We start from the raw sequence: 21,365 nt of genomic DNA, 5'->3' as shown, positions 1-21,365 counted from the left end.
GACACCTCAATTCAATTTTGGATTTTGGATTTTAGATTTTGGATTATCATCGATGTTGATGTTGATTCGTGTTTCGTTAGGCAATGTGACTGTTTCGGGAGTTGGTGCGATCGCTAGTGTCAGGCGATAACTGATTCCTGCTTTTAAACGCCACTCATTCGCGCCCCAAAATTCCCAAATCTTGGGCGTGTCTTCTGGTTGACTCACCCAAGTTCGGATCGGGAATGGTTGATTTTGTAAGTTTTGGTGTAGCTTATCTTTTGGTAAAGTAGGGTAGCGCAATAACGTCAGTAACACGTTACCCAACAATTCATGCTCATCGCTAACCTCTGCACACCACGCTGTAATTAGATAGGTAAAATCTATGCGTCGGGGAGCAACTTGCCGAGTACCCGTTTTTTCGTTGGGCGGTACATTTAGATATTGTTGTCTATCAAACCTTAATTCTGTATTTTCACGTATATCATAGAGAAAACAATTAATGCGAGGTTCTGTCGTTTGGTCTTCCCAGGTTTTGGTGGGACGCTCAAATTGAATGCTATGAGGTTGCATTCCTAACATCACTTCACTTAGTAAAATCCTGAGTGTTTCGTCTAAGTAATGAATCATTGCGATAAAAGGGAGATAAGGGAGAAAAAATTAATGACAAATGACCAATGACAAAAAACTATAATTATCTCAATGTCACTGGTGGCATACAGCGTAAATATGTGTAGCGTTTTTAACACATAATCATTGATAAAGGTTGTGATTAGGGTCTAGCCAAACAATATAAAAAATATTTTCAAGAAAAAAGCCATGCACCCTACCATGTTCGTTTGATGATATCTGAAACTGATAAGCTGAGTTGACGATTTGCTCCTCGTTCGGTATGCCAAAGCCATTTGGTTCTGTTGTATCTTTCCAATCTATCAAATGGCATCGAAGACTTTTACTACGATTGTTAATAATTTCTGCAAATGTTAAGGTTGATAAATCTCGCAATCTCATGAGAAGAGATTCAAAATACTTAGTATCTCGATTTTGAATGGTGAATTTTGGCTTATCATTTTGGAGATATCTAAAAGAAAAACTAGTTCCTTGTGGTATTTCTACTGGTATTCGTTTAATTGCAGATGCAGATTGTTTATTACGGGTATCTGTTTTTTTAGGTTTTTTAGGCGGCACGTTCTTTGTAGAAGATTCTCATGGATTCTTTAGTAATAATCGCATGAGAAGGTTCATCTCTAGCTAAACCTTTTCTCGCCAACTTCCAAGGGTCTTCACGAGTAACCATTAGTTCTAGTTCATACCCATCACAAATAAAATACTCCTCAGTCAAATTCTCTAAAAATTCTTCTAATTCTGACATAAACTTAGGCTGCTCAACTTCTTTAAGAATCGGCTTCCATCCAAATTCTTTATACTTGTAAAACAAAGAAGGGATAACTGGACCATGCACCCAAGCTTCAAAGTCTTCCTCAAACAAAGGAGTATCATAAATTCCTAAATGCCAAGCTTGAGCATAATACACAAGTTTTTGCAGCTTCAGGTTACTGATAAATGAACCTGTCTCGTTAGCTATGTAAATAAAATAATCTGCAATCGCATCTAAGTTTGTAATTGCCATACGTAAGAATGTACTGTCCTGCATAAATTAACTATACCTCACCTCTCTGAATAAGTTTCGAGAAAGAATTCATGACCAATGACAAAGGACAAATCCTCATAAAAACTCTGCCTCATTGATTAACCGTCCTGTTTTCTGTAACTCTCGCTTAGTTGCTTGCAGTAAATGTTTCATTGCGATCGCAGAGCATCTCCCTTCAGAGAGCATTGCTTCTCCTGTATCAGCTGCTAAAAACGCCGCCGCAAGGACAATATTGCGAATGCTACCCCCTGCTAGTTTGAATTGTTTAGCTAAACGAGATAAATCAACATCGGTTGCTAGGGGTGTCTCAGTAGGAAACATCCCTTGCCAAATCTGTAAGCGTTCTTCTTCTTCGGGAAAGGGAAAGCTAATGATAAAACGAATCCGGCGAATAAAAGCTTCATCAAGGTTTTGACGTAAATTGGTAGTCAAAATCGTGATGCCTTCGTACTCTTCCATCTTTTGGAGCAAGTAAGCAACTTCTAAATTGGCGTAGCGATCGCGAGCATCTTTTACCTCCGAGCGTTTGCCAAATAAGGCATCTGCTTCATCGAACAATAAAATAGCATTGGCATTTTCGGCAGCGGTAAAAATCCGATCGAGATTTTTCTCGGTTTCGCCAATGTATTTACTCACAACTTGCGACAGGTCAATTTTATACAGATCGAGTTGCAATTCTCTGGCAATTACCCCGGCTGCCATTGTCTTCCCCGTTCCTGGCGAACCACCAAACAGGGCGTTTAATCCCTTACCGAGTGACAGTTTGCGTTCAAAGCCCCACTGCTCGAATACAACATGGTGATATTTAGCGTGATTACACAGTTCTTTGAGTTGAGCTAAGGGTTCGGAAGATAATATAAGATCGTCCCAACCATGCTTTGGTTGAATCTTGCGGGCAACTGAACCTAAATCTAAACCCGATTGAGTGCGGGCGGCGGCAAACACATTAGCGATCGCAGGAGTTGTGGTTTGGCTTTGTTGTATTGCTTGCCAGAGAGCTTGGTTGCGGCTAGTTGCGATCGCTTGACTAATTTGCTCTGTTGTGAGACGAAATCGGTCAGCAATGTTATCTAAATCGTGATCGGAGTGAGGAATCTGGGCTTTATTTAGGTGAAACTGCCAGCAAGCACGTCTTCGATTAAAATCAGGCATTGTCAAAGAAACTTGAACGATCTCAATGTCACGAGTAGCTTCCCACGGCTGTACGCCTGATAAAATCGCGAACAATGTTTGAGATGATAATATGGTCAACAGTTGAGCATAAGCCGTTGAATGTTCTTGAGGCTTTAAGCTGTCCAATCCTTCTAGATAAAGCACTGCTCTCTGAAATATTGCCTCTCGCCACAAACGCTGTAACCATTGAGAAATATTGGTTTTTGAGGTTAATACCTGAGCTAAATTAGCGCTCAATAACGGACGATGTAATTCTGTGGCAATAGCAGCAGCTATTTTGTGTTGTCCTAATTCTGGTTCTCCCTGGAAATACAAACTGAGTGGCTGATTTGTGGATTTGAGGTGGTGGGCAATTGTTTGTAACCCTTGCTCAATTGTCGGTTCTAAGAATAAACCGTTCAAACTGACATTTGGTTGAGTTAACTGGCAATGACAAGCTAATTGGGGATCGAGTCCTGGTTGTTGTCGTAAAAAGCGACTGACTTGTTCATCCACTTTTAAGGCGTGGCTGAGAAAAGCAGGCTGTGTCTGATGCCCATCCGCGATTAGATGTAGTAAGCCATGACGGATCGGTGGTGCATTAGGAGCAAAGTGAGAGTGTCGTTGTAGTTTGTCAACAGCATTAGCACACAGCAGATTCAATACTAAATCAATACTGGGACGTTTGCGAGTGACATCATCTTGCAGATATGCATAAAGTTTCTCATAACGCAAGTCAAAATCGGGTGCAATAGCGATCGCTATGACACCCATATCAAAGACTGATAAGTTAAAGGATTGTTGCAACTGCTGCCAGCGAATATCTGCCTGCAAAGCCTTTTGCAAACGGACTTCTAAAATTTGAGTATCTACACAAAATGCTGGTGTTCCTGCTTCAGCTACCAATAGTTTACTGACACTTACCGGGTCAATATACAGCCCAGAGTAAGGATTTACCCTGGACTCATCTATTTCGTAATTGGTATCGTCTGAGCTAATTACCTGTTTCAAGAGACTATCCAACCATTGCAGTATGGGCAGCGAACTGTTATTGTTAGGTTGGTTCGCTATCTGTCTGTTTTGTTCCAGGACTGCCTTGTCTAGCTGTATCATTGCCAAATTCTGAATTATATAATTCAGGAACATTTTTACTTATTTGAGTCATTGCCGTCGATACAGAAAAGTTAAGTTTCAAAACTCCTTAACTTTTTTGTAAATCCTAGAAATATCTGTGTGAATAGCAGACTCATTGACAACTAGAAAAGAGTTATTTACTTTTCCGGCATCATTCAGTAGTGCTTTGCAGAAAAGATTTAGGGTTGAAAGCGCAAATGTTGGAGCGAGCACACTTGGGCAATGATTTCAAAGTCGCGATCGTTGTGAATCAAAAGTAAATTATTCTCTAGAGCAGCTTGAGCGATGCAGCAATCAATCGGGCTGCCAACGGTAAGTCCTTGGCGGCGCAAGTCATAGTAAATACGGGCAGCCAACTGCCAGGAATGAGGCGTAAGTTCAATGTAATCTTGTGTTGCGAGGTAGGTAGAGAGGACGATCCATTCTTGCTCGTTCAGGCTCCCTTCAAGAAGTTCAAGCTGAGTGAATCGGGAGAGGAAAACCTGACGATCGGCAATTAGAGTTTCAAGCTGCTGGCGTATTTGACCAGTGGAATCGCGAAAGACACCGAGCCAAACCGATGTATCAATTAGCAGCATGATGAGTTTCACGCAGAGCTTTGTGGTCGAAGTCTGGAGTTAACTGGATTTGTCCTGCGAGGTCGAGAAGGTTTTTCTTTCGACGCGAGCGTACAAGTTCTTGCAGAGCGAGGTTAAGCAGTTCTTCTTGAGTAGTGAGGTTGGTAAGCTGGAATGCTTCGTTAAGAAGGGCTTCATCGAGGTTGAGAGTGATTTGCATGGGCTAACAGTGGGAGAACTGGTCTTAAGGACAATGCGATCCTAATATCTATTATATTTGAGGAATTCGAGCTACGACTAATAAAAAATTATCTTCTATTTCATCAATAACTCGGTAATCTCCTACTTGAATTCGATATGAATTCTCATATTGTAATTTTTTTACACCGTTTGGACGAGGTTCTATTGCTAAATCTAGAATTTTTGAATCGATTTGTTTCTTAATATCTATTGGTATTTTCTTATAGCGTTTTCCGGGCTGCTGAGGTACCAATTTATCTGCGTCCGTCTGCGTTCATCTGCGGTTAATTATTTCTTCGGTGTACTTCACGAGTGTGGGAATCGCTATATCAGAGTTGAGTGAAAAGTTAAGTCGTCTCTAACTTACCAACTCCATAACTTTTATACATGGACTTAAGGAAAGTTAAATTCTATGGTGATAACAGTCAACACGAGTTAACCACAAAAATTCAATAATGCAACTCTCTTATCGCGGTTCTCAATACAACACAAGCCATACCCAATTCCCAAACCCCCCATATTTTGTCAATACAAAGTATCGAGGCATTAGTTACTCAATTTTGAGGATAACAACAGTTCCAACTCAAACCAAATCTGAGTTGAAGTATCGTGGAGTTACCTATCTAAACTTACCGCACCCAAAGAGTGAAGTGTCAAAACTGTTGCATCCGTTAAACCTGTCACACCAGTAATATTCATCCCCTCGTAGAGTCTTTTCGCTCTCAAGATTCTCACACATTCTCCTGTCTTTACATCCCAAATCCTTACGGATTGGTCTTGCGATCCACTCGCTATGACTTTTCCATCCGGATGAAAAGCAACAGAAGAAACTAGATGGGCGTGTCCAATACAGATATGTTGACATTTCCCCGTTTTTATATTCCATATTCTGACGGTTTGGTCGTGGGAAGCGCTAGCAAGGATTTGTCCATCTGGGCTAAAGGCAATGGCAAATACCCAGTTGGTATGCTCTGTGAAAGTTTTAAGGCATTTACCCGTTTCACAATCCCATAATTTTATCGTTTGGTCAGTGCTACAAGTGGCTAAAGTTTGACCATCTGGGCTAAATATAACGGTGTAAACTCTGGCATCATGAGCAGGTAAAGTTGTTGTGCAATGACCTGTTTCCCAATTCCATAACTTCACAGTTTGATCGGCACTGGCACTCGCTAATATTTGCCCATTAGGACTAAAGACTAGTCCACAAATTTTGTCTGCATGACCGATTAAATTTTTGGAACACTGTCCGGTGTGCCAATCCCATAGTTTAATGGTACAGTCAGCACTGCCACTGGCAATGATTTCAGATGAAGGATGAAAAGTTACAGTATAAGCCCAATCTGTATGTCCTTGTAAAATTTGAAAGCATTTTCCCGTGTTTACAGCCCATAACCTGACTGTAGAATCGGTGCTGGCACTGGCTAAAATTTGCCCATCTGGACTAAATGTTAAACCATAAATAAAGTCTGTGTGTCCTTGCAAGCTCAACAGACAATTTCCTGTTTGCCAGTCCCATAATTTAATTGTTTTGTCGTTACTACCACTGGCTAAAATTTGCCCGTTGGGGCTAAATGTAACGGGTAGCGCCCAATCGGTGTTTCCTTGCCAAGTTTTTAAACATTGCCCGTTGTGGTAATCCCACAATCGCATTGTTTGATCTAAGCTGACGCAAGCAATTGTTTGATTATCTGGGCTGAATGCTACGCAACAAACTTCATTGGTTTGTTTGTGCAGTGTTTTTATGCAGGTGTGGGTATGACAATCCCAAAGTTTGACAGTACGATCGCCACTTCCACTCACGAGTATATCTCCATTAGGACTATAGGCAACAGAATAGACACTGTTCGTATGCCCTGTATATGTTTTGATGCACTCACCTGTATGATAATCCCAGATTGCAATCGTGCGATCGCCACTTCCACTGGCTAAGGTGTCACCGCTTGGATTAAAAGCAATAGAACGTACCCAACTTTGGTGTTGAGATAGGGTGTGCAAGCATTCACCTGTTTCTAGGTTCCACAATTTTATCTTATGGTCTGCACCGCTACTCGCTAAAATTTCTCCATCTGGACTAAATGCCACACACCTCACCCAGTCTGTGTGTCCTGTTAGAGTTTTGATACAGTTCCCGTCGCGGATATTCCAAAGCTTGACCGTGCGATCGCCACTTGCACTAGCTAAGATATCACCATTCGGGCTAAAAGCGACAGAAAATGTCTCATGACAATGCCCAATTAAGGTTTTTATACAAACTCCATCACTGACATTCCATAACTTTATGGTATGGTCAGCACCGCCACTTGCTAAAATATCCCCATCTGGACTAAAGACCACAAACCTTACCCAATTGCTATGACCTTGACAAATTAACAATAATCTTCCTGTTTCGACTTCCCAGACACGCACATTGCAGTCAGTGTCACAAGTTGCCAAAAGCTGACCATCTGGACTAAAAGCAGCGAATAAAATATTACCTAATGTTTCAGTAAAAACACAGCGAGATAAATCGGAATTGGAAAAATTAACATCATGTAAATGTACTCCCTGCATATATGCTTGCCACAGCGTTAACCCAGAGAAATCAAATCCAGTCATATCAACTTGTGCTTGATGTAACAAATTCAAAGTATTTCCGGCTGCATATCCTGTTTCTTTGGGTGTTTTTCCACGTAAATAGGAAAGAATTTGAGAGAGATTATGGAAAAGATTTTCTAAACTGCCAAGCTGAGATACCGATTCATTGATAATAGGCTGCAAAATCAAATTGATTTGAGTCTCCCGTATATAATCTTTAGCTTGGGCTTTAATCAAGGCATGACTGATAAATAAGGGAGTAGGGGGTTGGGGGTTGGGGGTTGAGTTGGGTTGAGTTTTTTCTTCCCATTTTCTATTTGGCAATTCTTGAATTTCTTGGGATATTTTCTCAATGATTTGGGTAGTAGTATACTCCATCACGACGGGTTGGTGAGTCAAACCACCACTCGTTTTTTCGATCAAAGAACGTCTTTGCAAAGATGACAAGGACTCTAGCAATTCACGAGGGGGAACATGGGTGACAAAATCTGTTTGCAAGTCTGATAACGAAACAGGTTCGCGATTGATGGCAATCCAAAAGATAATATCCCGTTCCAAGGCGGAGAGTCGATGGAATTGTTGGTCGAGTAAATCGCGAATATCATCGAAGATGAAGATACTTTGTTGGGAAATTTCCAGAAATTGGGAAATGCTACCATCAAAAAAATCGCGGATAGAAGACGCGACTATCTTTAAAGCAAGGGGATTACCACCATAGCGCGAAATCAAAACTTGCCATTGAGTATCGGAGCCTATAAATTTCCCTTTAGCATGAAATAATTCTCGCCCTTCTGTTTCTAGTAAACCTGTAAGTTGTAAAGATCGAACAGGCAAACTATCTCCTTCATACTTTGCCAGTCCTTGGGGTTTTTCTCGTGAAGTTAGAATCAAACAACTTTGATGTGAAGTTTCTGCCACGCATCGCAACAGTTCGCCGTAGCCTTCGTATCCTACGCGATAACGACCAGTGCGATCGCCTGGGAGTAAAATTGATTCAGCATTATCGAGAATCAGCAGACAATGGGAAGAACGTAAATATTTTAGTAACAGCAAGATTCTGCTATTTAAGCCATCTGGCAAAATCGTTTCTTGTTGTCTGGATAAAAACTGAATCAGTTCAGCCAAAGTATCTTCTGGTGGAGGTGCATTGCGAAGACTGCGCCAAATGACAAACCTCGTATCTTGCATCTCTATGATTTGTTGCGCTAGCTTGACACTAAGCGTTGTTTTACCAATTCCACCCATACCTAAGAGCGTTATCAAGCGGCAGTTTTCTTGTACAACCCAACGCTTGACTGTGTTTAATTCTTCTTCACGACCATAAAAAGTTGATACGTCAGGTGCTTCACCCCAGTCTGCATGAAGGGGAGGAGACTGTGGAGTACCTTTTAAGGTTGGGGAGTCATGAGGAGAAAGAGGGGTTTCTTGGTTGCTAGGTGTTTTTCGATCTTTTACCTTCTTTTCAGCAACTTCTTCCCAACTCAGCCCAAGAACTTCGCAATAAGCCTTAAACGCTGAGGCATTAATTGGGTGTTTTCCGGCTAAAAATCTTTTCCAAGTTCCTTCAGAAATACCGATAGCAAGCACTCCCTGTTCTTTCCAATTCGTTCCCAAAATTAGACTTGCTGCTTCAAGCCACCTGAAGTCATCAACAGCCCAACCTTTTTGACTTCTCGCTTGTTTGATTTTTACCAGTCCTTGTTGAGAAGCATTTAACGTAGCCATATTTTGGATTTTGGATTTTGGATTGGGGAGGGAAGCGAATTTTTCTTGTTTCCCCCCTTTACAAGGGGGGACTAAGGGGGGTAGTAATGTAATTAAAATCACAACTGACCACTTTTCAAACAACCTCTTAAAGACATACTTCCATAGATAGAGATATCAAAATTTCTATGCTTCGCGCAATACCACGGGCAAATACTATTGCCAAGATCAGTTGTAGTCAACCTCATGAAACCAAAACTGATCTTGGATAATTTAAGCTAAGTCATTAAATATGTAGATAAGTAAAGATTTTTGTCAAACGATGGCATTACAGTAACATGGCATTTATTATCATCTTCATGATGTAGGTATGGATTTTCATTCTGGCGAAATCGCAATTCAAAATCACGCAGGGGTTCGCGAAGAGGCACAACAGTTGCGTCGGATGCTCGGTAATATTATCAAACCAGCAGCCCAAGAGTTTCTGAGGAATCAACAACTAGCAGTTGCGAGTACAGTAGATGCCAAAGGGAGGGTTTGGGCTTCGTTATTAACAGGGGATTTGGGTTTTGTTCGAGTCTTAAACAAACAAACACTAGAGATTCATCCCACTTTTCTATCAAGAGATTTACTCAATCAGAACCTTGCTAGTCATAATGCTATTGGTCTATTAGTGATTGATTTAGCAAACCGCAGACGCTTACGTCTCAATGGCAAAGCCAATTTACCATCGGATGACAAAATCATTGTTGAACTCGATCAGGTTTTTTTCAACTGTCCAAAATATATCCAATCACGTCATATAGAAACCGAACTTACACAGTCACTCCAACAGCCTGAAGTATTAACCAGAGATGCTCTCAGTCAAACTGATGAAAGTTGGATAACTCAAGCTGATACTTTTTTTATTGCTAGTTACCATCCTGAAGTGGGGGCTGATGCTTCTCACCGTGGTGGTTTTCCAGGCTTTGTACGAGTTATAAATAGTCACAAATTGGTGTTTCCTGATTACGCTGGAAATAATATGTTTCAAACCCTTGGCAATTTGCTTGTCAATCCATACACGGGGTTGCTGTTTGTTAACTTTGAAAGCGGGCATACATTACAATTAACAGGGCAAGCAAAGGTGATTTGGGAGGCTAAGAGATTAAGTGAGTTTGCCGGGGCGCAACGTTTGGTAGAGTTTGATATCGAGCAAGTGTTGGAAAGTAGGAATGTTTGCCCACTCCGTTGGCGCTTTGGGGAATATTCACCTGCGAATCCGAGTTAGAATTTAGAAGTACATAAAATACATAAAAATATCGTTTTGTCAAGACCAGTTCTGGATCGCCTTTTTCATTGCAAAACTGATCTTTCATCAGGTCGCGCGATCGCATAATTCTAGTAAAGACGAAGTAGCTAGGAGAGGAGTACGTGAACTGGAGTAATCCAGAGTAATTCGGAGCAATTCGGTTACTGGCTCCACCATGACTCAACTTGAACTTGTTTCAAGTCGTCCGCTTAAGGGTCATGACTCAATGAGATTAGCCAGTCTCAAGCGTCGGACAAGGAACATGGCTGCGTCACACAGTGCAACACCGGAATCTATTGACAAGCTCTTAAGCAGTGTCGAGGCAAACTACACCCCGCTCTGGGAGTGCTCAAATGAGCGAGGTAATCTGGGGTCGGTTAAGTCCGATTCACCCCAGATTACTCCAAATAATTCTTATTTTTGGCTACTTAGTTACAAGACATCTCCTGCTGTCAGGAAATTCCTGAGATTGATGTGGAGTAAATTATGTCCCAATATTCTCGCGATGATTGTATCGGAGCAGTTTCCTTTGGTATGAAGACAAGCATCCAAATTGTAAATTTTGCTGCTTTCGTGAATGCAGCAAGTAATCTTTTTATACCTGTTCCTTTTAGAAGAACTAGGAAGCAGTTTAGAAAAAATAGCGTAAAAGTAAAGTTTAAGTCCGATCTGCATAATGTTAACAAGAGTTTAAGAGCCGAAATTAAAGCTTTAAAGCAAGAAAAAGCTGAATTAGAAAATTTACTGAGAACAAAGGAAGAAACAAGAAAACTCCACAGTCAAGAGATACAAATCGAGATCGATTTAAATAAACTGACACAGCAAGTTGCGGAAATTACTCAGACTGATTATTTTCAACAATTACAGATAGAGGTTGAATATTTTCGGAATGGCTCTCTAGTATAGCTATCTTATTTGATAGATAAAAATTACCCGTTAAGACTGCAAGAGGAAGACTCGTCCGTACTTACAAAATAAAAAAATTTAGAATTTAAAGTTATAAAAGAATGTCTAAGATTATTGCAGTTCATTCATTTCGGGGCGGAACTGGTAAATCTAACTTAACAGCAAATTTAGCAGTAGCCCTAGCACTCCAAGATCAACGAGTTGCAATTATAGATACCGATCTCCAATCCCCCGGTATTCATGCTCTATTTAATATTAATGAGACAGCTACAGGCAACACTTTAAATGACTATTTGTGGAATCACTGCTCTATAGCTGACACTGCATATGATGTTAGCTCTTATCTAGAAATTGCGGGAAAAGGCAAAGTTTTTCTCATACCTTCCAGCATAAATGCGGAAGAAATTGCCAGAATTGTCTGTGAAGGATATAACGTTAGTATCCTGAAAAGTGGATTCAAGCAATTGATTGAAGAACTGCAATTAGACTATTTATTTATTGATACTCATCCCGGTCTTAGTAGAGAAACTTTACTGTCTATTGCTCTTTCTGACCTTTTAATGGTCATTTTACGTCCAGACCGTCAAGATTTCCAAGGAACTGCTGTTACTGTTAATATTGCCCGTCAGCTTCAAGTCCAGATGATGATGATAGTTAATAAAGTTCCAAGTCGTATGAACTTTTCAGAACTACAACAAAAAGTAGAAAAAACTTACAATGTTCCAATTGCAGGTATATTACCACTTACGGAAGATGTAGCTCAACTAGGCAGCAGTGGAATCTTTTGTTTGGAATATCCAGATCATCCCTTTAGTCAAATGCTTCTACAGGTTGTAGAAAAAGCATTGTGGGAAGCAGTAACCAATGACCAATGACAAATAACCAATGACAAATGACCAATGACCAATGACAAATAACCAATGACAAATGACCCATGATAGAAAGTGTTAAAGAGCAAGCAATTAACTTTGAAGTAGCCTTAAAACTAGCAGATGCTGCAGTCTTTGCCAAGACTAAAAAACACCTGAGAAATATTGAAGTAGCTGTACTGCGGGGAGCTTTACTAGGTCAAAAATATGACCAAATTGCAGTGGATTGTGGCTATGCTCCCGAATACATCAAGCATGATGTGGGTCCAAAATTGTGGCAGATTCTTTCATTGAGCCTTGGGGAAAAAGTCAATAAAAATAATTTGATGGCAGTTTTGGCACAGAGAACTTTTTGTGAAGAGGAGAAAGATCAAGAAGAAAGGGAAGAATTTATCTTGTCCTCCTTGTCTTCTCCTAGTCTTCAATCTCCTAGTTTTCAATCTCCGGAATTAGAGTCCCCAGTGGGACTGGTGCCACTAAATTCTAATCTTTATGTGGAGCGTTCTGCGGTAGATTCTCGTTGTTATGAGGAAATTACGAGACCGGGCGCACTGATTCGCATTAAAGCACCGAGTCAAATGGGTAAAACTTCTTTGATGGTAAGAATTTTAGCTCATGCCAAACAACAGTGTTCCGATCTTGCTAATAATGTGGGAGTACGGACAGTCGCTCTTAGCTTGCAGCGAGCAGAACGTTGTATTTTTAGTGACTTAGATAAATTCTTACGTTGGTTCTGCGCTTCTGTGACTCGAAAGTTGCAGTTACCACATCGGGTAGAGGATTACTGGAGTGAAACTTTTGGCAGTAAAAGTAACTGTACCGCTTATTTTGAAGACTGTTTGCTACCAGAGATTAATGGTGTTTTGGTATTAGCGTTAGATCAAGTTGATGAAGTGTTTTTACACCCAGAAATTGTTGATGATTTTTTTACGCTGTTGCGATCGTGGTATGAAGAAGCAGCTTATGGGGATAGTGGCAATCCTCTGTGGCAAAATCTTCGGCTACTGATTGTCCATTCCACAGAAGTTTATATCCCTTTAGATATTAATAAGTCTCCCTTTAATGTAGGTTTGGCAATTGAGTTGCAGGCGTTTACACCCCTGCAAGTCTTGGATTTATCCCAACGTTATGGGCTTCATTTATCTGAGGATGAATTATCAGAACTTCTACAGCTTGTAGCAGGGCACCCGTATCTCGTGCAACAAGCTCTGTATCATCTAGCGCGAAAAGACTTGACTTTGAAGCAGTTAATCCAAACGGCTGCAACAAATGCGGGCATTTATTGCAATCACCTGCATCGACATTTACGAAGTCTACAAGAGCATCCCCAACTAGCAGCCGCTTATGAGCAGGCGATCGCATCATCAACACCTATAGAAATAGAGCAGCTGAGTGCGTTTAAGCTACATAGCATGGGGTTAGTCAAGCTGCACGAAAATCTGGTTATGCCTAGCTGTGAGCTTTATCGACGGTATTTTAGCAAGCATATAGACTTGTGAGAGGTTTCTTCTGACTTCAATGATTTACTAATTTTCCATCTTCCAAGTGAGGCTGTTGGCGAATTCATGTAAACCGCAATGTCTGGCGCGATCGGCTACGAGGAATCACAGTTGAGGTATTTTTAGTAAGTTGTTTGATTTAGCATTTTAAGGGCAATTTCAAGGCTTTTTTTCATTCGGTTAAAAGCTACCGCTAAAGCACCAATTTCATCATTTGATTGTTTTCCAAAGTCAGAATCCATATCACCAGTGCTAACTTTTTCAGCAACCTTAGCTATCTTTTTAAGTCTCTGAATGATTGTTTTTCTTAATAAAAGATTCGTCAAAAAAAAGATGGTAGCAAAAATAATAATCAAAGCTGCCATTAACACATAAGCAGATCGTTGAGCACTGTCAAGTATTTGTGTGACGGGAACATAAACGACTTGTGCAGCGATGATTTCATTCAGCTTCCAACCAAAGCCATTAACTGAACCATAGCTTGCTATTTGACTTTTAGGCGCAGATTCTGGTGTTGAATGGCATTGCAAGCAACTTTGTTGGGTTACAGCAAGAGGACGGGCGATGAAGAAGTTTTCTCCTTCTGGAAATTGTCGATACCCTAAAATTTCTTTAGTCCCTGAATTCTTGCGAAATTTTTTGACAAGATCAACTTCAAATATATCAGCTTTATCACGTAAATTTGTAGGATTAAGAGTTGCTTCTTTATAAAAGAAATTTTTATAAGCTGGGTGATGGCGCAAATCTTCAAAAACTTGAATTGCAGAGAAGGCAGGCACTGTTTCTGGAATAAACGCCGCCTCAGTTTGTAACCTAGATTCCAACAAAGGGTTAATGCGGTTATTTGTGTAGTTTCTCACTGAGTTCATGACTTCCATCAGCATTTGTGCTTTAGCTGTCACCTGTTGTTGTGCATTTTCCTGAAGTAGCTTTGATGATACAATACCGCTAATGATAATACCGAGGACAAATACTATTGTAAAAAGTATATTAATCTTTGTTTCTATTTTCATAACTATATTGAATACAACTAGTATTAGAAATGATAATTTCTCCAAATTTAAGTCAGATAATTCTCTTGGTTTACACTATCATAATTGTTAATGTCTTTCACCTTCTCCCGTCGTTGCTTTTTTTTACAGTTGCTACTCCTTAGTGCTTGTGCGGTAAAATCAAGGCAAAGCCAAGGGGATAGGTTAACTATTGGCGTTATTAGTTATGAACAAGGAGAACAAACACGGGATCGGTTTACTCGTTTTGGTCGCTATTTAGCTGAAAAAACAGGAGCGCGTGTTGAGATAGAACCTGCATTTAATGAAAACTTAGCTCTCAGGCGTATTGCGGATGGCGCTTGGTCACTAGTTTTTGCTCCTCCTGGTTTAGCAGCAATAGCTATGGCTAAACATCAATACAGTGCTCTTTTTCCTCTTTTAGGTACCAGTAATTTACAATCTATCTTTGTCGTTCGCCAAGATAGTCCAATCCAAGACTTGAAAGCTTTGCAGCAGAAAACAGTTGCTTTGGGTTATCTAGGTTCAGCAACTGGATATTATTTACCCCTTTACAATCTTTATGGTTTAACTTTGGCTGAAATCCAATTTGCTCCAACACCCAAGACAGTACTTGAATGGGTAGCACAAGAAAAAGTTACTGCTGGTGCTCTTTCTAATGAGGAATTTAATCTTTATAGTCCAAACTTAAATACTACACAGTTCCGCATATTGTTCGCGGACGTTCACAAAGTTCCACCTGGTGTGGTTTTGATTTCACCCTCTGTAGAGCATAACAGACAAGATGTTATTCGCAAAATTATGAATGCTGCGACTCCAATTTTGACTCAAGAATTAGGATATGTACCGAATGGGAAGTTACCAGATTACCAATATATGATTTCTGTAGTGGAGCGAGTTACCTCAATTGCACATGAGGTTCATAACAAACCTGCTCGCTTATTTTAGATGATTTGTTTGGCGATCGCATTCACTTCTTGAGTCCAAGGATGAAAAGGGTAGCGCAGGCAAAAGATATCGCTGCTGGCTATGTGAAACATTTCTTGACACACGGGTAAGACACCCGCTACCTTTGTTTTATAAGCGTTCTGCACCTGCTCTCGCAACACCTGAAAATTTAACGTTGGCAGCGCCTTATTAACCACTAATAACATTTTAGGCACCTCCAGCTTGCGAGCCACATCGACAGCTACTGCGGTACCGTGATAGTCTTGTTGGTCAGGACGTAGGATAACGATCAGAATATTGGAAACAATCATTGACAGCAGAGTTTCTTCGTTAATTCCAGGATGAGTGTCAATTAATAAGTAGTCCAGTTTCAAACGGCGAGTCAGAGTTTGCAAGCCATCATTTAGCCGACGTGCATCGTATCCCTCACGCACAACTCGGGAGATTTCGCTCGTTTTGATGCTTGAAGGAACCAAGTAAATGCTACCCTTAATAGCACTATTTCCTTGTTTCGCCTTGAGAATTGGGGTTATGTCGTAGGCTGTCTGCTCGATAGCACAACGACCCCAGAGATAATCATTCAGAGTGTAACCAATTTTTTCCTCATTCAGACCGAAAAGTATGTGGATTCCTGGCGATTGAATATCGGTATCAACAATACCAACTCTTTGTCCGCAGAGAGCCAAGATAGTTGCTAAGTTTCCAGTGACATTTGACTTACCAGTTCCACCACGGAATGAATGTATTGATATAACTTTACACATAATATAAATCAATCTTTTATATAAAATAAAATTTAAGATTGTAAAGATAAAAAATGGTTCTACAAATTTGAAAAAAGAATGGGACGGATTGGTATTATTCATTAGAAGAATTTTGCCATTTATTCCGAATCTCTTTTGCCTGTTTGTGCAAATCTTGGAAGTAGTCCATCTCCTCGATTTCGGCTACTTGATTTGACTTTTTAGCTTGGTCAATTTCAATGCTAAGTTCCTGCACCTGTTGTTTTAGGTGTTGCTCGCGAGCATAGATCTCGCGAACCATTCTTTGGAAGACACGCCCCAATTGCCCTATCTCATCAGCACGCTTCGATATCACAACCAAACTTTTAAGTTCAAACTCTTTTGCCTCATCACCTCTAATGGTATCAGCACTCATTTTTTCTGCCACCAGAGCTAATGGTTTAAGAGGCAAGATAACATTCCATTTCAGTAAGAAATTAATCAGCAAAATAATTATAATAAATATACCTATAAAAATTCCGATGACTAAATAAAAATTGTTGAAAGCAGTATTGTGAAATTGACTTTTAGGTACATAAACGATTTGAGTCGCAACGATCTCATTGAAATTCCAGCCAAAACCATTCGTTGTACCGTAGGTTGCCAAATGACTCTTAGGCGCTTTTTCTGGAGTGCTATGACAGCGAAGACATTTTTGGTCTGTAATAGCAAAAGGTCGGGCAGTATAAAAAAGTTCCTCTCCCAACATTGTCCGAAAACCAGATATGATTTTCAATTCCGGTTCACTGCGAAAATGCTCTACAATTTTGGTTTCAAATTCATCAGCTTTATCCCGTACATTTGTTGGGTTAACTGTGGCATCTTTGTAAAGGTAATTTGTAAATTTTTCATTCTTTCTAAAGTTTTCCAAGAATTCTCTTGTCGAATAGCTTGGTAGCGATTCTGGAGTAAAGTTTTGTTGAGTTTCTACAAGGGAATTTAACAGAGGGTTTACACAGCTATTTGCATACCCTCTCAAGGAGTTCATCATTTGCATGAGAATCTCTGCTCTATAATTTAACTCTGCTTCGGCTCTGTATTCCAGACCCTTAGACAAGGCAAACCCACTCATTAAAATCCCAATTAAGAAAACGAGTGATAGAAGCAAGGTAAATTTGGTTGCTAGTTTGAGTTTGCCTAACATGGCTTTTAAAATTTTCACTTTTATGAGAATATATTAAACTCAAACTAGTGAGAACACACGCCTTTTTCACAAGTGTTCAACCAAATATGGTATGAGCAGGTAGCCCCGAAACACATAGTTCAAGAGATTAAATGAATTGAACTATATGTGTTATTTATATCGGGGACGCTCAGTGCTTCAATGGTGGAAACCGCCAAGTTGCACTAACACCAGTTTTTCTTGTGACCGTGATTTTTGTGATGACCATGATGACCGTGGTGACCATGATGACCGTGATGACCATGATGACCGTGATGACCATGATGACCGTGATGACCGTGACCACCAGCAACACTTTCTAATTCGGTATCAGTCAGTTCAATATTGTCTTGGGTAGTTAATTCAATTTGTTCAAACATGATGCTATTTCCAAATTCGTTAATCGTTTGAGTTTGTTGTTGAGCAGTGGTTTCAACCGCTTCATTTATTTCATAAGGTGGACTTTTGGGTTTTATGCACTCTGGGTTGGTCAACAAGTTGCAAGTTGTTAACCCCAAGTTGCACTAACACCTGTTTTTCTTGTGACCGTGATGACCGTGGTGACCGTGATGACCGTGGTGACCGTGATGACCATGATGACCATGATGACCGTGGTGACCGTGATGACCATGATGACCGTGGTGACCGTGATGACCGTGACCACCAGCAACGCTTTCTAATTCGGTATCAGTCAGTTCAATGTTGTCTTGGGTAGTTAATTCAATTTGTTCAAACATGATGCTATCTCCAAATTCGTTAATCGTTTGAGTTTGTTGTTGAGCAGTGGTTTCAACCGCTTCATTTATTTCATAAGGTGGACTTTTGGGTTTTATGCACTCTGGGTTGGTCAACAAGTTGCAAGAAGAAAAAACAATGTAATGAAAGTAGTCCGCCACATTAATTTTGATGGCTGAAGTTGGTCAGAACCCTAATTAGAGCCCCGACTTCTTTGAGAAGTTGGGGCTAAGGCAACGATGCAAGCTGTCAGCAATGGCACTGCTCTGAGAGGCACCGCCGCCGAACTGATGGCTAATATATTTGTCGATGAGGAATAAGGTAACTCATTTTGTAGAAATACAAAGCTTGTCAATCTTTGCTATTTAAAGCAAAATCAAAGATATTACCCGATCTCGCAGCTTGATTATGAATGTCTCACTTACGCCAGAACTGGAACAGTTTGTCCAAGAAAAAGTCAAAATTGGTCGTTATCCGTCTGCGAGTGAAGTTGTACGCGAGGCGCTGCGGTTGTTGGAAGAGCGCGATCGCATCCAGCAAATTAAGTTGGAAACTCTGCGAAAGGAAATTATGGTTGGAGTTGAGCAGATCGAGCGTGGGGACATTGTGGATGGCGAAGCAGTCTTTGCAGAGCTAGAGGAGGACATTCGCCAGATTGAGCAGGCTGGTGCATGAGTCCTCTATTTTCCCAAACCAAATAGTATTCAGGTGATTCGAGTGCTAAGTGGCTATCGGGATCTGGAGGCAATTTTTCTAGGAGATGATGAATAGAGTTGGCGGGTCGCTACGTAAGCTGATATTAAACTGCGATCGTGTAGCAATGTCCACTAACTTTTGGTACCAACAGTAGAAAGTGGCATCGTACCACAGCCAAGGCTTGAGCGATCGCTTTACGATGGATTTTTCATCTATTTAACCCTGGAAACCATTATGTTGCCAATTCCTGGAATGATATTTTTACTATTTTTTCCGGCAAATCTTTGTATATTGAGACAAGTTATTTGGGGTCAGGAATTAACCCATCAACTACTGGCAACAGGGATGTTTTTGTTTTGTATAGAACAAGCCCGGATGGCCGATCGGGATTTGCAACAAATTGTTAAAGCGAAGGAGCAAGTTAAGGATAGTCGTCTGGATACTTTCTTGAAAATCACTATCAGTACAATTTTTATAGAACTTTTAGGATTTTATACAGCATCAATTTGGCTGGGATGGGGTTCGATTTTGATTTTATTGAGCCAGGTGTGGTTTAACTTATTTGCTGGAGTCAAAATTTATACGTCATCAGAAATGGTCATTCAGCCTTGGAAAATTTCCGAACGTTACAACGTGTTAATTGCCGACTTTCTGGGGCTAGTTTTAGTGAGCCTTTGGATGTTACATATTGCTGCAGTACAGATAACTTGGGGACTTTTTGGGATGGCGATCGCTTACTGTAGTATCAAGTTAGTTTTGTTGTTCAAAGATCTGTTTTTTGTTGAAACTAAAGGGGTCGAGGGCTAGAGTGGAAGGCTCACTTTTCCCCAATCCCTGTTCCCTAGCCTTTTCATCACCACTTCGTCAACACTCAAGTTGGCACTAATTCACCGGGACGTAACTTAGACCACTTACCCGTTTCGCGCTTAAAGCTGAGACATCCCACAACATCCCATTCCATTTCAATGACATCCTCTCGCGGACGGATGTTAACATTAATGGAAGGTTCATTAGGCTCAAAATCTGGTGTTTCAGTCAAGTGGGGCTGCTCGTGCTGCCCTTCTACCGCGTGGTAGGTGAGACAGCGATCTACATAATGGCAGTTCACGCAAATACACATAATCGAACCAATTCCAGGAACCTTTATTGATAATCTAGCTTAAGCGCAATTGATATTGCCTGGTCTTTGGGTTTATTTTTATTACAATGAATATCTCAGTTCCTTCTACTTTATCCCCAGATTATTGGCCTTTTAGCTTAGAGTTATTGCCACAACCAGCTTATATGGTGGGCGGTGCCGTGCGGGATGCTATTCTCTCAAGGACACGGGAATATCTAGATTTAGATTTTGTACTACCATCTAAGGCTGTGAAGACAGCCCGCAAAATCGCTTCACATTACAAAGCGGGTTTTGTTTTACTTGATGCAGAAAGACAAATTGCTCGCGTGGTGTTTCCTCAAGCTACAGTTGACTTCGCCCAACAGGAAGGCGATAGTTTGACAACTGACTTGCAAAGACGGGATTTTACAGTGAATGCGATCGCATACAATCCCTATACTCAAGAAATTATCGATCCCCTGCAAGGCTATGCGGATCTGCAGCAGCGTCTTTTAAGAATGGTATCACCTGCCAACTTAGAAGACGATCCGTTGCGGTTAATGCGAGCATATCGCCAAGCAGCACAACTTGGTTTTACGATTGAGTCAAATACACAAGACACTATTCGCTCTTTAGCCCGGTGCATAAACAAAGTAGCTGCAGAAAGAGTCAGAGTAGAATTAGGTTATATGCTGAATTCATTCCAAGGAACTCCTTGGCTCATTAAAGCTTGGGAAGATGGTTTGTTGACGCCGTTCTTCAAATACGCGACAAAAGAAAGTGTTTCTCTACTTCCAGAAGTGGACACAGCCGCTTCTCAAATAGCAGAAACATGGCATCAACTGGGGATAGAACTCTCCCAGTATATACGCGACACAGTTAAAACCACACGGTTGGGAATTGCAAAACTTGCTTGTCTTGTCAAACCAGAACCAGAGACAGCAGAAACAGAGTTAATGCAACTCACCTACAGCCGTGCTGAAGTCAAAGCTGTGATGACAACCTTAAGAGTGTTACCACAGTTAAAGACTTCTCAATTGTCCATACGAGAACAATACTTCTTGTTTCAAGAAGCAGGACTGGCGTTTCCGGCGATCGCCGCTTTAGCCATAGCAAGCGAAACTCCGGTAGGGGAGATTGCACCCTTAATCACCCGCTACCTTAACCCTGACGATCTGGTCGCTCATCCCACATCAATAGTGAGTGGCAATGATATAATGATAGCCTTAAAAATTCCTGCTTCGCCACTTGTAGGTAAACTGCTAACCGAAATTGCTCTAGCCCAGATAGAAGGTAAGGTTTCCACAGCAACAGAGGCAATAGAGTTTGCGGCTGGGTTAATCAGTGACCAGTGACCAGTAACCAGTGACCAGTGAC

General features: G+C 40.8%; 23 protein-coding genes. 9 read left to right on the top strand and 14 right to left on the bottom strand.

What is annotated here, in order from left to right; translation table 11 throughout:
• Positions 1 to 6: 6 nt before the first annotated feature.
• The 7 genes from WA1_RS00175 to WA1_RS00145 form a co-directional block, all read right to left on the bottom strand.
• Positions 7 to 609, bottom strand: coding sequence for a Pvc16 family protein (locus WA1_RS00175; RefSeq protein ID WP_081402810.1), 603 nt, complete (start codon positions 607 to 609; stop codon positions 7 to 9).
• 123 nt (positions 610 to 732) lie between these two features.
• The gene (locus tag WA1_RS59190) at positions 733 to 1,167 is read right to left on the bottom strand and encodes a hypothetical protein (RefSeq protein WP_017742257.1); all 435 of its coding nucleotides are present in this window, start codon (positions 1,165 to 1,167) and stop codon (positions 733 to 735) included.
• Entirely contained in the window at positions 1,157 to 1,609 is a 453-nt protein-coding gene (locus WA1_RS00165; protein WP_017742258.1) for a Panacea domain-containing protein, read from the bottom strand. The genes WA1_RS59190 and WA1_RS00165 overlap by 11 nt, the downstream gene beginning before the upstream one ends.
• Before the next feature lie 96 nt (positions 1,610 to 1,705).
• Entirely contained in the window at positions 1,706 to 3,895 is a 2,190-nt protein-coding gene (locus WA1_RS00160) for an ATP-binding protein (protein WP_017742259.1), read from the bottom strand.
• 200 nt (positions 3,896 to 4,095) lie between these two features.
• Entirely contained in the window at positions 4,096 to 4,494 is a 399-nt protein-coding gene (gene vapC / locus WA1_RS00155; protein ID WP_017742260.1) for a type II toxin-antitoxin system VapC family toxin, read from the bottom strand.
• Positions 4,481 to 4,693 carry a type II toxin-antitoxin system VapB family antitoxin gene (locus WA1_RS00150; RefSeq protein WP_017742261.1) on the bottom strand — a complete coding sequence of 71 codons (213 nt, stop codon included), beginning with the start codon at positions 4,691 to 4,693 and terminating at the stop codon, positions 4,481 to 4,483. Before WA1_RS00150 ends, vapC begins: the two co-directional genes overlap by 14 nt.
• A gap of 51 nt (positions 4,694 to 4,744) precedes the next feature.
• Entirely contained in the window at positions 4,745 to 4,966 is a 222-nt protein-coding gene (locus WA1_RS00145) for a type II toxin-antitoxin system RelE family toxin (RefSeq protein WP_017742262.1), read from the bottom strand.
• 202 nt (positions 4,967 to 5,168) lie between these two features.
• Between WA1_RS00145 and WA1_RS61525 the strand changes: the two genes are divergently transcribed.
• On the top strand, positions 5,169 to 5,405 hold the full coding sequence (locus tag WA1_RS61525; protein WP_081402809.1) for a DUF4278 domain-containing protein: 237 nt from the start codon (positions 5,169 to 5,171) through the stop codon (positions 5,403 to 5,405).
• Here WA1_RS61525 and WA1_RS00140 read toward each other — a convergent pair.
• Complete coding sequence (locus WA1_RS00140) at positions 5,329 to 9,012, bottom strand: WD40 domain-containing protein (protein ID WP_026134525.1); 3,684 nt, start codon at positions 9,010 to 9,012, stop codon at positions 5,329 to 5,331. The two genes, WA1_RS61525 and WA1_RS00140, sit on opposite strands and share 77 nt — an antisense overlap.
• 349 nt (positions 9,013 to 9,361) lie before the next feature.
• Here WA1_RS00140 and WA1_RS00135 point away from each other — a divergent pair, with 349 nt between their 5' ends.
• The 4 genes from WA1_RS00135 (at position 9,362) to WA1_RS00120 (ending at position 13,556) form a co-directional block, all read left to right on the top strand.
• Positions 9,362 to 10,261, top strand: coding sequence for a pyridoxamine 5'-phosphate oxidase family protein (locus tag WA1_RS00135; RefSeq protein ID WP_017742264.1), 900 nt, complete (start codon positions 9,362 to 9,364; stop codon positions 10,259 to 10,261).
• A 507-nt stretch (positions 10,262 to 10,768) separates the two neighbouring features.
• The gene (locus WA1_RS00130; RefSeq protein WP_017742265.1) at positions 10,769 to 11,188 is read left to right on the top strand and encodes a hypothetical protein; all 420 of its coding nucleotides are present in this window, start codon (positions 10,769 to 10,771) and stop codon (positions 11,186 to 11,188) included.
• A gap of 101 nt (positions 11,189 to 11,289) precedes the next feature.
• On the top strand, positions 11,290 to 12,063 hold the full coding sequence (locus WA1_RS00125; RefSeq protein WP_017742266.1) for a MinD/ParA family ATP-binding protein: 774 nt from the start codon (positions 11,290 to 11,292) through the stop codon (positions 12,061 to 12,063).
• 59 nt (positions 12,064 to 12,122) lie between these two features.
• Entirely contained in the window at positions 12,123 to 13,556 is a 1,434-nt protein-coding gene (locus WA1_RS00120) for an AAA-like domain-containing protein (RefSeq protein WP_017742267.1), read from the top strand.
• Positions 13,557 to 13,678: 122 nt separating this feature from the next.
• Here the strand turns inward: WA1_RS00120 and WA1_RS00115 are convergent, their stop codons facing one another.
• Positions 13,679 to 14,569 (bottom strand): c-type heme family protein, encoded by an 891-nt coding sequence (locus tag WA1_RS00115; protein WP_017742268.1) that lies wholly within the window; start codon positions 14,567 to 14,569, stop codon positions 13,679 to 13,681.
• Positions 14,570 to 14,659: 90 nt separating this feature from the next.
• On the opposite strand from WA1_RS00115, the gene WA1_RS00110 reads away from it, so the two are divergent.
• On the top strand, positions 14,660 to 15,514 hold the full coding sequence (locus WA1_RS00110; RefSeq protein ID WP_017742269.1) for a phosphate/phosphite/phosphonate ABC transporter substrate-binding protein: 855 nt from the start codon (positions 14,660 to 14,662) through the stop codon (positions 15,512 to 15,514).
• Here WA1_RS00110 and WA1_RS00105 read toward each other — a convergent pair.
• From WA1_RS00105 to WA1_RS00090, 4 genes are all read right to left on the bottom strand, one after another.
• Complete coding sequence (locus WA1_RS00105) at positions 15,511 to 16,278, bottom strand: MinD/ParA family ATP-binding protein (RefSeq protein WP_026134526.1); 768 nt, start codon at positions 16,276 to 16,278, stop codon at positions 15,511 to 15,513. The two genes, WA1_RS00110 and WA1_RS00105, sit on opposite strands and share 4 nt — an antisense overlap.
• Before the next feature lie 94 nt (positions 16,279 to 16,372).
• Entirely contained in the window at positions 16,373 to 17,458 is a 1,086-nt protein-coding gene (locus WA1_RS00100; protein WP_272819034.1) for a c-type heme family protein, read from the bottom strand.
• A gap of 185 nt (positions 17,459 to 17,643) precedes the next feature.
• A complete protein-coding gene (locus WA1_RS59185; RefSeq protein ID WP_272819033.1) occupies positions 17,644 to 17,838 on the bottom strand; it encodes a hypothetical protein in 195 nt (64 codons plus the stop codon).
• A gap of 144 nt (positions 17,839 to 17,982) precedes the next feature.
• The gene (locus WA1_RS00090; protein WP_017742273.1) at positions 17,983 to 18,354 is read right to left on the bottom strand and encodes a hypothetical protein; all 372 of its coding nucleotides are present in this window, start codon (positions 18,352 to 18,354) and stop codon (positions 17,983 to 17,985) included.
• Positions 18,355 to 18,601: 247 nt separating this feature from the next.
• Here WA1_RS00090 and WA1_RS00085 point away from each other — a divergent pair, with 247 nt between their 5' ends.
• Both WA1_RS00085 and WA1_RS00080 read left to right on the top strand, forming a co-directional pair.
• On the top strand, positions 18,602 to 18,868 hold the full coding sequence (locus tag WA1_RS00085; RefSeq protein ID WP_017742274.1) for a type II toxin-antitoxin system ParD family antitoxin: 267 nt from the start codon (positions 18,602 to 18,604) through the stop codon (positions 18,866 to 18,868).
• A 159-nt stretch (positions 18,869 to 19,027) separates the two neighbouring features.
• Entirely contained in the window at positions 19,028 to 19,696 is a 669-nt protein-coding gene (locus WA1_RS00080) for a hypothetical protein (protein WP_272819032.1), read from the top strand.
• 64 nt (positions 19,697 to 19,760) lie between these two features.
• On the opposite strand, the gene WA1_RS00075 is transcribed toward WA1_RS00080, so the two are convergent.
• A complete protein-coding gene (locus WA1_RS00075; protein WP_017742276.1) occupies positions 19,761 to 20,009 on the bottom strand; it encodes a Ycf34 family protein in 249 nt (82 codons plus the stop codon).
• Between the two features lie 86 nt (positions 20,010 to 20,095).
• On the opposite strand from WA1_RS00075, the gene WA1_RS00070 reads away from it, so the two are divergent.
• Complete coding sequence (locus tag WA1_RS00070) at positions 20,096 to 21,343, top strand: tRNA nucleotidyltransferase/poly(A) polymerase-related protein (protein ID WP_017742277.1); 1,248 nt, start codon at positions 20,096 to 20,098, stop codon at positions 21,341 to 21,343.
• Positions 21,344 to 21,365: the final 22 nt, after the last annotated feature.

Origin of the sequence: Scytonema hofmannii PCC 7110 (assembly GCF_000346485.2) — a bacterium.
Lineage (GTDB): Bacteria > Cyanobacteriota > Cyanobacteriia > Cyanobacteriales > Nostocaceae > Scytonema > Scytonema hofmannii.
The sequence above is the reverse complement of the archived record's forward strand: the minus strand, read 5'-3'. Positions and strand labels throughout refer to the sequence as shown.

Excerpts from the sequence above, each read along its gene's own strand:
- WA1_RS00175 (WP_081402810.1), bottom strand. The coding sequence starts at position 609 with ATGATTCATTACTTAGACGAAACACTCAGGATTTTACTAAGTGAAGTG.
- WA1_RS00165 (WP_017742258.1), bottom strand. The coding sequence starts at position 1,609 with ATGGCAATTACAAACTTAGATGCGATTGCAGATTATTTTATTTACATA.
- WA1_RS00160 (WP_017742259.1), bottom strand. The coding sequence starts at position 3,895 with ATGATACAGCTAGACAAGGCAGTCCTGGAACAAAACAGACAGATAGCG.
- vapC (WP_017742260.1), bottom strand. The coding sequence starts at position 4,494 with ATGCTGCTAATTGATACATCGGTTTGGCTCGGTGTCTTTCGCGATTCC.
- WA1_RS00150 (WP_017742261.1), bottom strand. The coding sequence starts at position 4,693 with ATGCAAATCACTCTCAACCTCGATGAAGCCCTTCTTAACGAAGCATTC.
- WA1_RS61525 (WP_081402809.1), top strand. The coding sequence starts at position 5,169 with ATGCAACTCTCTTATCGCGGTTCTCAATACAACACAAGCCATACCCAA.
- WA1_RS00140 (WP_026134525.1), bottom strand. The coding sequence starts at position 9,012 with ATGGCTACGTTAAATGCTTCTCAACAAGGACTGGTAAAAATCAAACAA.
- WA1_RS00135 (WP_017742264.1), top strand. The coding sequence starts at position 9,362 with ATGGATTTTCATTCTGGCGAAATCGCAATTCAAAATCACGCAGGGGTT.
- WA1_RS00130 (WP_017742265.1), top strand. The coding sequence starts at position 10,769 with ATGTCCCAATATTCTCGCGATGATTGTATCGGAGCAGTTTCCTTTGGT.
- WA1_RS00125 (WP_017742266.1), top strand. The coding sequence starts at position 11,290 with ATGTCTAAGATTATTGCAGTTCATTCATTTCGGGGCGGAACTGGTAAA.
- WA1_RS00120 (WP_017742267.1), top strand. The coding sequence starts at position 12,123 with ATGATAGAAAGTGTTAAAGAGCAAGCAATTAACTTTGAAGTAGCCTTA.
- WA1_RS00115 (WP_017742268.1), bottom strand. The coding sequence starts at position 14,569 with ATGAAAATAGAAACAAAGATTAATATACTTTTTACAATAGTATTTGTC.
- WA1_RS00110 (WP_017742269.1), top strand. The coding sequence starts at position 14,660 with ATGTCTTTCACCTTCTCCCGTCGTTGCTTTTTTTTACAGTTGCTACTC.
- WA1_RS00105 (WP_026134526.1), bottom strand. The coding sequence starts at position 16,278 with ATGTGTAAAGTTATATCAATACATTCATTCCGTGGTGGAACTGGTAAG.
- WA1_RS59185 (WP_272819033.1), bottom strand. The coding sequence starts at position 17,838 with ATGTTTGAACAAATTGAATTAACTACCCAAGACAATATTGAACTGACT.
- WA1_RS00085 (WP_017742274.1), top strand. The coding sequence starts at position 18,602 with ATGAATGTCTCACTTACGCCAGAACTGGAACAGTTTGTCCAAGAAAAA.
- WA1_RS00075 (WP_017742276.1), bottom strand. The coding sequence starts at position 20,009 with ATGTGTATTTGCGTGAACTGCCATTATGTAGATCGCTGTCTCACCTAC.
- WA1_RS00070 (WP_017742277.1), top strand. The coding sequence starts at position 20,096 with ATGAATATCTCAGTTCCTTCTACTTTATCCCCAGATTATTGGCCTTTT.